The organism is Streptococcus sp., from assembly GCF_030528045.1.
In the GTDB taxonomy this organism is placed as follows: domain Bacteria; phylum Bacillota; class Bacilli; order Lactobacillales; family Streptococcaceae; genus Streptococcus.
The window spans coordinates 1-9,919 of sequence record NZ_JAUMZR010000055.1 but is presented as its reverse complement, the minus strand read 5'-3'; the positions used below and the strand labels follow the sequence as shown (position 1 = coordinate 9,919).

Genomic DNA, 9,919 nt, shown 5'->3' with positions numbered 1-9,919 from the left:
TTCGTCTCCTCTCGTGCTTAGTTATAGGTCACCCACTACAGTTGACATAGAGCCCGTTTTTTTGTATGCTTATTTTGACTTGATGTAGTTGATACCGTCTGCCTTAGGTGCAACTGCTTTTCCAAAGAAGGCTGCCAAGACAAGAATGGTCAAGACATAAGGCGCGATTTGAAGGTAAACCGCTGGCACTCCTTGTAGAAAAGGTAATTGAGAACCGATAACTGCCAAACTTTGTGAAAGTCCAAAGAAAAGACTAGAAAGCATTGCACCAATTGGGTTCCATTTACCAAAGATCATCGCAGCAAGGGCGATAAATCCAGGACCGACAATAGTTGTCACTGAGAAGTTAACTGAAATGGATTGAGCATAAATCGCTCCCCCAATTCCACCAAGGAAACCTGAAATAACAACCCCTAAATATCGCATCTTGTAGACATTGATCCCCAAGGTATCCGCTGCCTGAGGGTGTTCACCAACAGAGCGAAGGCGAAGACCAAAACGTGTCTTGAAGAGAATAAACCATGCAAGGAAAGAGAAGGCAATCGCGATATAACCTAGCAAACTTGTTGACTTGAAGAAGATATCTCCAATCACAGGGATATCAGCCAAAACTGGGAAATCAAAACGTCCAAAAGTCTGGCTTAAGTTATCCGTTTGTCCTTTGTTATAAAGAACTTTAACCAAGAAAACCGCTAGGGCAGGAGCCATCAAGTTCAATACTGTACCACTGACAACATGGTCCGCACGGAAATGAACTGTAGCGACTGCATGGATGAGGGAGAAAATAGCTCCCACGATACCAGCAACTAACAAGGAAATCCAAGGAGTCGCTGCTCCAAGTTGTTCTGCAAATTCAAGGTTAAAGACAACCCCAGAAAAGGCTCCCATAACCATAATTCCTTCAAGACCGACGTTAACGACACCACCACGTTCAGAGAAAACTCCTCCGATACTCGCAAAAATAAGTGGTGCTGAGTAAATCAGCATAGAAGAGACCAAGAGGGTGAGTAATGTTGTAATAGACATCCTTACTTACCTCCTTTAACTTGTTTTTTAGGTTTGACAAAGCGTTCGATAATGTAGTGAACGCTGACAAAGAAGATAATAGACGCTGTTACAATGCTGACAAGCTCAGACGGAACTTGCGCAGCGTTCATACCCGGCGCACCAACTTGTAGAACACCAAATAAGAAGGCTGCAAAGAGAATTCCAATTGGTGAATTTCCAGCAAGCAAACTAACTGCCATCCCGTTAAATCCGATAGCCAATGATGATCCCTGAACATAAACGTTTTGGAAGGTTCCAAGACCTTCGACCGCTCCACCAAGACCAGCCAAAGCACCAGAGATAATCATTGATAGGATGATTGTACGTTTTGCTGAAATACCAGCGTACTCTGAAGCATGGGGATTGAGACCAACTGCGCGAATTTCAAAACCGAGAGTCGTTTTCTTGAGCAAGAACCAAATCACAGCTACAGCAATGATTGCAAAGAAGATTCCGATATTCATACGGGAATTTCCAGTCAACTCTGATAACCATGGTGTCTGGTAAGTAGCATTGGCACTAACACGAATCGTTGAGTCTGTACTTTGCATAATATCTTTCGGAAAGGCATGAATAAAGGCATTTCCCACATACAATACAATGTAGTTCATCATGATGGTCACGATAACCTCTGACGTACCGAGATAAGCTCTGAGGATACCTGGAATTGCTCCAACAATTCCACCTGCGATCAAAGCAATGATCACTGTCAATGGAATCAAAACGAGACGAGGCATATCTGGATTTGACAAGGCAAACCAACCGCTGAGAATCCAGCCTGCCAAAGCCTGACCAGGAAGTCCGACGTTGAAGAAACCTGCTCGACTAGCAACTGCGAAACCAAGACCTATCAAGACAAGAGGACCCATGGCACGGAAAATTTCTCCAATCCCACGGAGGCTACCAAAAGCTGTATAGAACAACTCCTCATAGCCCCAGATAGCATCATATCCGAAGATCCACATGACAATGGCTCCGAGCAAGATTCCTAAGAATACGGAAATCAAGGGAACCGAAATTTGTTGTAATTTTTTAGACATCACTCTTCTCCTTTCCCAAGTTTCCACCAGCCATCAAGACACCAAGTTCTTGTTTGTTAGTTGTTTCTGGCGATACAATACCTTGAATCTTACCATCGTGAATAACGGCAATTCGGTCTGAGACATTTAAAATCTCATCCAATTCAAAGCTGACAACAAGGACAGCCTTACCGTTATCACGCTCTTCAATCAAACGTTTGTGGATATATTCAATGGCACCGACATCCAAACCACGAGTTGGCTGGCTGACGATAAGGAGATCAGGATCACGATCAATCTCACGAGCGATAATCGCTTTTTGTTGATTTCCTCCTGAAAGAGCTGCCGCTGGAACAAATTCGCTTGCCGCACGAACGTCAAATTCTTCCATTAATTTCTTGGCATGTGAAGTGATATTGGCATAGTTCAAGATGCCATTTTTGCTGAGTGGTTCTTTGTAGTAGGTTTGAAGAGCGATATTTTCTGAAATCATCATCTCCAAAATCAAGCCATCACGGTGACGATCCTCAGGAACGTGCCCCACGCTTAGTTCTGTAATTTGTCGAGGATGCATCCCCACGATTGATTTGCCTTTTAATTCAACGCTACCTGACTCAACCTTACGAAGACCAGTAATGGCTTGAATGAGTTCAGACTGACCATTGCCATCAATACCTGCAATACCAACAATTTCACCAGCACGAACATCCAAGGAGAGATTTTTTACTGCTGGTACACCGCGGTTTTCATTGACAACCAAGTCTTTGATAGACAAGACCACTTCTTTGGGTTGCGGTGCTTGTTTTTCCGTTTTAAAGGAGACTGAGCGTCCAACCATCATTTCTGCCAAGTCCGCATTTGTTGCTCCTGCGATTTCAACTGTCTGGATTGATTTCCCACGACGGATAACCGTCACTCGATTCGATACTGCACGAATCTCATCCAGTTTATGGGTAATCAAAATGATAGACTTCCCTTCTTTGACAAGGTTTTTCATGATTGCCATCAACTCATCAATCTCTGAAGGAGTCAATACTGCTGTAGGTTCATCAAAGATAAGGATATCAGCACCACGATAGAGTGTTTTCAAGATTTCTACACGTTGTTGGGCACCAACGGAAATATCCGCCACCTTAGCAGCAGGATCTACTGCCAAACCATAACGTTCAGAAAGAGCCTTGATTTCTTTAGTAGCACCAGCTATATCTAGAACACCATTTTTAGTGACTTCACTTCCTAAAATGATATTCTCAGCTACTGTAAAAGCCTCAACCAACATGAAATGTTGGTGAACCATCCCAATTCCAAGACCAGCAGCTTTAGATGGTGAGTCTAGTTTTACAACCTGACCATTCACCACAATTTCACCACTCGTTGGTTCAAGAAGTCCTGCCAGCATATTCATCAGAGTGGATTTACCCGCTCCATTTTCTCCTAAGAGTGCATGAATTTCACCTTTTCGCAGTTGCAAGTTGATTTTGTCGTTTGCTACAAATTCACCAAACATCTTGGTAATATCCCGCATCTCAATGACATTTTCGTGTGCCATATGCTCTTCCTTTCAGAGGTTTATTTTATTTCAATAAAACCTGCTAATCACATTAACAAGCTCTATTGAGACAAAAATTGCCTCAATTCTTAAAGAAGCGACCAATGGCCGCTTCCTAAGAAATGACTTTTATCCATTATTTTTCAGGAACTTTTACGCTTCCGTCAAGGATTTTAGATTTTGCATCTTCAACAGCTTTTTTACCTTCTTCTGAAAGGTTTGTTACTGCTAGCTCAACCCCATTATCTTTCAATGAGTAAACAATCACTTGTCCACCAGGGAATTCACCTTTTTCTGTTTTGTTGGCAATATCTTTCACAGTTGTACCAACTTGTTTCAATGTAGATACAAGAACGAAGTTAGATTCTTTGCCATCTTTAGAAGTGTATTTACCTTCTGCTGCTTGGTCACGGTCTACACCGATAACCCAAACTTTTTCGTCTTCATTTTTGTTTTCGTTCAATGATTTTGCTTCAGCAAAGACACCAGCACCTGTACCACCAGCTGCTTGGTAGACAACGTCTGCACCGGCAGCGTATTGAGCTGCTGCAATTGTTTTACCTTTGGCAGCATCACCAAATGAACCAGCATAGTCAACTTGGACTTTGATAGATGGGTCTACTGATTCAACACCAGCTTTGAATCCAGCTGCAAAACGTGAAATAACTTCAGATTCGATACCACCTACAAAACCAACTTGTTTTGTTTTTGTAGTTTTTGCTGCTGCAACACCAGCAAGGTAAGCTGCTTCGTTATCCGCAAATCTTACGCTCGCAACATTCTTTTGACCTTCAATCACATCATCAATCAAGACATAGTTTAGGTCAGAGTGGTCTTTTGCTGCTTCCTCAACTGCATTGTGAAGGGCAAAACCAACACCGAAGATCAGGTTGTAACTTCCAGCCGCTTGTTGCAAGTTGTTAGCATAGTCTGCTTCGCTTGTTGATTGGAAGTAAGTGTAACCTTTATCTTTAGAAAGATTGTGTTCTTTACCCCAGTCTTGCAAACCTTCCCAAGCTGATTGGTTAAATGATTTATCATCAACACCACCAGTATCTGTTACGATTGCTGCTTTGGTCTTCATTTCTGATGAAGATGAAGCAGCGTTACGAGAAGAGCGGTTACCACATGCAGCAAGTCCAACTGCTGCTACTGCAACTAGACCAAGGCCTAGCCATTGTTTCTTGTTCATTACTGAACCTCCTAAATAAGATGTGCAACGATGTTGCAAGTATGGATTGGTTGGCCACAAGGACCGCGTCACTCAGAGAGTGACTCAGACTAGTTTAAGTCTGTAAATGAGTATGGAAGTAACTCCCCGACCGTCATCTCGACCGTCGAATTATCTTTAGCGACTAAAGTCACTTTTAGATCTTGTTCAAAAAATTCAACCATGACCTGGCGGCAAGCACCACATGGCGAGATAGGTTTTTCAGTTTGTCCGTAGACAATCAATTCTGAAAACTCCCGTTGCCCCTCCGAAACTGCTTTAAAAATAGCAGTACGCTCTCCACAATTAGTCAAAGGATAACTAGCATTCTCGATGTTCACACCCGTATAAATACTACCATCCTTGGCTACTAAAACAGCTCCGATGGGAAAATGAGAATAGGGGACATAGGCTTGTTTGCTGGTTTCAATTGCTAGTTCAATCAACTCAGTAGTCGCCATCTGCAAATTCTCCTTTTAAAATCGCAACGCCAGCAGATGTTCCGATACGGGTAGCGCCTGCTTCCACAAAAGCGACAACATCTGCATATGAACGCGCTCCACCAGCTGCCTTAACTCCCATATCTGGTCCGGCTGTTTCACGCATCAACTGAACATCCTCAATAGTGGCACCACCAGTTGAAAATCCAGTTGATGTTTTGACAAAGTCAGCGCCTGCTTTCTGGGATAATTGGCAGGCCACAACCTTTTCATCGTCTGTCAACAAGCAAGCTTCAATAATGACCTTAACCAACTTGTCACCACTTGCTTCTACGACAGCACGGATGTCCGATTCAACCAAATCCAGATTGCCCGATTTGAGGGCACTAACATTGATAACCATATCAATCTCATCTGCACCGTTTTGGACAGCTTCTTTTGTTTCAAAAGCTTTCACAGCAGAAGTTGTTGCTCCCAAAGGAAAACCTACTACTGTACAAACCTTTACATCTGAGCCTTCAAGCCCTGTTTTCGCATGTTTAACCCATGTAGGATTAACACAAACGCAGGCAAAGTCATACTCACGCGCTTCAGATAGCAAACGATCAATTTGTTCTTGACTTGCATCTTGCTTTAAAAGCGTATGATCAATATATTTATTTAATTTCATATTCGGATTCTCCCTAGTTTTATGAGATAATTTCTATAATTTCTCGTAAACTTTGCACTCCATCATTTATTTTAACATATTTTTGAAATTCTGTAACTAGTTCAGAAGAAATTTTTCCATTTGTATAAACTTTTGCAACAATTTCACCCTTTTGAACGGAATCTCCAACTTTCTTTTCAAAAACAATCCCTGTTTCATAGTCCAAGTCATCAGACTTGACTGCACGACCAGCTCCTAGTCTCATGGCATAGAGCCCAAATTCCATAGCTGGAAGGGCTGAAATAACACCCGTTTCTTGAGCTGGAATTTCCAGCACATGGGCAACTTTGACGGGGCGATAGAGATCTTCTAAATCGCCGCCTTGTGCTGCTACCATTTCTTCAAACTTAGCCAGTGCTTGGCCATTTTCCAGGTGTTGACGGATTTCCTTGATTGTTTTCTCAACATCAGCCAAGCCAAGCATAATCCGAGCTAGCTCGCAGATAAAGTGACTAATATCTTCTCGGCCTTTTCCTTGGAGAATCTCGATTGCCTCAAGGATTTCCAGACGATTTCCAATGGCTCGTCCCAAGGGCTGACTCATATCGGTAATGACTGCTACTGTTTTTCGACCAACAGCCTTACCAAGATCCACCATGGTTTGAGCCAATTCGCGCGCCTCATCAACAGTCTTCATGAAGGCACCCTCACCGACCGTTACGTCTAGCAAAATGGCATCCGCTCCTGCAGCAATTTTCTTGCTCATCACCGAACTAGCAATCAAAGGAATCGTGTCGATAGTTGCTGTCACATCACGGAGTGCATAGAGAAGTTTGTCTGCTTTAACCAGCTGATCGGACTGCCCAATGACAGATACACCAATGTCCTGTACCTGACGAATGAAATCTTCTTGACTTCGCTCGACTTGATAGCCCTTAATGGACTCCAATTTATCAATTGTCCCACCAGTATGGCCGAGACCTCGACCACTCATCTTAGCAACAGGCACGCCGAAACTCGCAACAAGAGGAGCCAGAATCAAGGTCACCTTATCACCTACACCACCAGTCGAATGCTTATCAACTTTAACCCCATCAATAGCTGACAAATCAAACTCCTGACCTGTCTTGACCATATTCATCGTCAGATCAGAAATCTCACGTGTGGTCATTCCTTTAAAATAAACAGCCATAGCAAAAGCAGACATTTGATAATCTGGAACAGTTCCAGCCACATAGCCTTCTACCAACCAATTTATTTCAGCCGTAGTCAGTTCTTGACCATCTCGTTTCTTTTGGATTAAATCAACTGCTCTCATTCTTTCACACTTCTAAGGATATGGTATCCCTTATCTTTCTTTACGATTTCACAATTTCCAAAAACGTCTTCCATCTTACTTTTAGCACTTGGAGCTCCCTGTTTTTTCTGAATGACGATGGTTAAATCTCCTCTGTCTTTCAAGAAATCTCTGCTCTTTTCGATAATCTCATGAACAACCTGTTTGCCCGCTCGAATCGGCGGATTGGAAATAACATGGTCAAACTCCCCTTCAACTTGTTCATAGATATTGGATTGGAAAATCGTTGCTTCTACTTTATTACGTTCAGCATTTTGTCGCGCTAGGTCCAAGGCACGATTATTGATATCGACCATGGTCGCCTGAACTCCATAAGCCTTGACCAATGACAAGCCCAATGGCCCATAACCACAACCCACATCAAGGACCGTCTCTCCTTCATTTACCTCTAGACACTCGAGCAAGAGCTGACTCCCAAAGTCAACCATTTTCTTGCTAAAAACACCCGCATCCGTTAAAAAGGTCATGTTTTCTCCCAACAACTTCACTCTCAACTCATGAATGTCGTGAGCAGCATCAGGATTTTCTGCATAATACATTTTACTCATAAAACTATTTTACCATAATTTGGCTTGAATTGTAAATCGTTTACAAAGTGATGAGCAAATGAAAAAGACTGAAGAATCCTAGTCAAAAAACCTTTTCTTCAATCTCTTTCAATTATTAGAAATACATTACAATCTATCGGGAACTACAAATTATCATAGTCAGGAAAAAACAGTTCGTCTGCAATCAGGCGCATTTTTATTACTATTTATTAACCTTAAAATACTTTATTATCAACAAGATTCCCAATATGATGTTTAGATAAAAACCCAACTGATAAGTTTGTGTCAAGATTTCCAAACTTGTCCAAAGTCGTATCAAATCTTCTAGTGACATACGGAATAGATATCCTTCTGTAGCAATCCACAAAATCAAAAATAGATAACTACCAGCAGCAAGCCACTTCATCCACCGTTTTTTTAGTAGCCAAGCAATCAAGAGCGAACAGATAAAGACAGATGTTACAAGGAGATGATCCATTAAGAAGGTAAAACCGTAATAGGTTTCTACAAAGCGTCTACCATTATCCGCATTCGCTCCCCTTATAAAAGGTAGTGCAAAACTTAAAATAAAACAGAGTTCCAATAAGTAACATCTCAATATTTTCATTGTATACCTCCTATATGTTGGAAACTAAAAAGCCCACTTTTAATAACTGATAAGTCATCAGAAACCATTCCCTATTTCATCATTAAATTATTCAACCTCCATCTACCTCTATTATACGATATTGACTTACTACCATCAAGAAACCGCTTTATTTTTTTAGCTTTTTATGGTATGATAAACAAAATATCTAGGGGAAAACAAATGACCAACGAATTTTTACATTTTGAAAAAATCAGTCGCCAGACTTGGCAATCATTGCATCGCAAAACAACCCCTCCCTTGACAGAGGAAGAGTTAGAATCCATCAAGAGTTTCAATGACCAGATTAGCCTACAGGACGTAACAGATGTCTATCTTCCCCTAGTTCATCTTATCCACATTTACAAGCGCACTAAGGATGATTTGGCATTTTCAAAAGGAATTTTTCTTCAACGCGAAAGTAAATCTCAGCCTTTTATTATTGGGGTTTCTGGAAGTGTTGCTGTGGGCAAATCGACTACTAGTCGCTTACTTCAGATTCTTCTATCACGTACTCTACCGGATGCTACTGTAGAATTGGTGACAACTGACGGTTTTCTCTATCCCAATCAAACCTTGATGGACCAAGATATCTTAAATCGCAAAGGTTTTCCTGAAAGTTATGATATGGAAGCCTTGCTGAATTTTCTTGACCGCCTAAAGAATGGGCAAGATGTCGATATTCCTGTCTATTCTCATGAAGTGTATGACATCGTTCCTGGAGAGAAACAACGTGTCAAAGCTGCTGATTTTGTCATTGTCGAAGGCATCAATGTCTTTCAAAACCCTCAAAATGAGCGCCTTTACATTACTGATTTCTTTGATTTCTCCATCTATGTGGATGCAGCAGTTGAGGACATTGAAAGTTGGTATCTGGATCGTTTCTTAAAACTCCTCAGCTTTGCCCAAAATGATCCCAACAGCTACTACCACCGCTTTACGCAAATGCCGATCGGAGAAGTTGAAGCCTTTGCACACCAGGTTTGGACCAGCATTAATCTCACAAATCTACAAAACTATATAGAACCAACAAGGAATCGCGCCGAGGTCATTCTCCACAAGACTAAAAACCATGAAATCGATGAAATTTACCTAAAAAAATAATTTCCCCTTGTCAAAACCTAAGTTTTCATATATAATGGTATAGTTAGTAAATATGGAGGTAAGAACATTGGCAAACATTAAATCAGCTATCAAACGCGCTGAATTGAACGTTAAACAAAACGAAAAAAACTCAGCTCAAAAATCAGCTATGCGTACTGCTATCAAAGCTTTCGAAGCAAACCCTTCTGAAGAACTTTTCCGTGCTGCTAGCTCAGCTATCGACAAAGCAGAAACTAAAGGTTTGATTCATAAAAACAAAGCAAGCCGCGATAAAGCTCGTCTTTCAGCTAAACTTGCTAAATAAGAAACAGTCCATAGTGTACTGACCCCAAAAAGTTAGACAAATAATTATTGAAAGGATTTAGTTCTGT

Annotated in this window: 11 protein-coding genes; 2 read left to right on the top strand and 9 right to left on the bottom strand. The window is 41.4% G+C overall.

Features of this window, described 5'->3' with window-relative positions:
* Positions 1-69 precede the first annotated feature (69 nt).
* From Q4A91_RS08840 to Q4A91_RS08800, 9 genes are all read right to left on the bottom strand, one after another.
* Complete coding sequence (locus Q4A91_RS08840; RefSeq protein ID WP_303214091.1) at positions 70-1,026, bottom strand: ABC transporter permease; 957 nt, start codon at positions 1,024-1,026, stop codon at positions 70-72.
* 2 nt (positions 1,027-1,028) lie between these two features.
* On the bottom strand, positions 1,029-2,087 hold the full coding sequence (locus Q4A91_RS08835; protein WP_000038681.1) for an ABC transporter permease: 1,059 nt from the start codon (positions 2,085-2,087) through the stop codon (positions 1,029-1,031).
* Complete coding sequence (locus tag Q4A91_RS08830; RefSeq protein ID WP_303214087.1) at positions 2,080-3,615, bottom strand: ABC transporter ATP-binding protein; 1,536 nt, start codon at positions 3,613-3,615, stop codon at positions 2,080-2,082. Before Q4A91_RS08830 ends, Q4A91_RS08835 begins: the two co-directional genes overlap by 8 nt.
* A gap of 136 nt (positions 3,616-3,751) precedes the next feature.
* Positions 3,752-4,807, bottom strand: a complete 1,056-nt coding sequence (locus tag Q4A91_RS08825; protein ID WP_303214085.1) for a BMP family protein — start codon at positions 4,805-4,807, stop codon at positions 3,752-3,754.
* 89 nt (positions 4,808-4,896) lie between these two features.
* Positions 4,897-5,286: a cytidine deaminase gene (locus Q4A91_RS08820; RefSeq protein ID WP_303214082.1), complete on the bottom strand. Its 390-nt coding sequence runs from the start codon at positions 5,284-5,286 to the stop codon at positions 4,897-4,899.
* Positions 5,273-5,935, bottom strand: a complete 663-nt coding sequence (gene deoC, locus Q4A91_RS08815) for a deoxyribose-phosphate aldolase (protein WP_303214081.1) — start codon at positions 5,933-5,935, stop codon at positions 5,273-5,275. Before deoC ends, Q4A91_RS08820 begins: the two co-directional genes overlap by 14 nt.
* Positions 5,936-5,954: 19 nt before the next feature.
* Positions 5,955-7,232, bottom strand: coding sequence for a pyrimidine-nucleoside phosphorylase (locus Q4A91_RS08810; RefSeq protein WP_303214078.1), 1,278 nt, complete (start codon positions 7,230-7,232; stop codon positions 5,955-5,957).
* Positions 7,229-7,819 (bottom strand): class I SAM-dependent methyltransferase, encoded by a 591-nt coding sequence (locus Q4A91_RS08805; protein ID WP_303214075.1) that lies wholly within the window; start codon positions 7,817-7,819, stop codon positions 7,229-7,231. The genes Q4A91_RS08810 and Q4A91_RS08805 overlap by 4 nt, the downstream gene beginning before the upstream one ends.
* 202 nt (positions 7,820-8,021) lie before the next feature.
* Positions 8,022-8,426, bottom strand: a complete 405-nt coding sequence (locus tag Q4A91_RS08800) for a hypothetical protein (RefSeq protein ID WP_303214073.1) — start codon at positions 8,424-8,426, stop codon at positions 8,022-8,024.
* 201 nt (positions 8,427-8,627) lie between these two features.
* On the opposite strand from Q4A91_RS08800, the gene coaA reads away from it, so the two are divergent.
* Both coaA and rpsT read left to right on the top strand, forming a co-directional pair.
* Positions 8,628-9,548, top strand: a complete 921-nt coding sequence (gene coaA / locus Q4A91_RS08795) for a type I pantothenate kinase (protein WP_061586901.1) — start codon at positions 8,628-8,630, stop codon at positions 9,546-9,548.
* Positions 9,549-9,615: 67 nt separating this feature from the next.
* Complete coding sequence (rpsT, locus tag Q4A91_RS08790) at positions 9,616-9,852, top strand: 30S ribosomal protein S20 (protein WP_001274000.1); 237 nt, start codon at positions 9,616-9,618, stop codon at positions 9,850-9,852.
* Positions 9,853-9,919 lie beyond the last annotated feature (67 nt).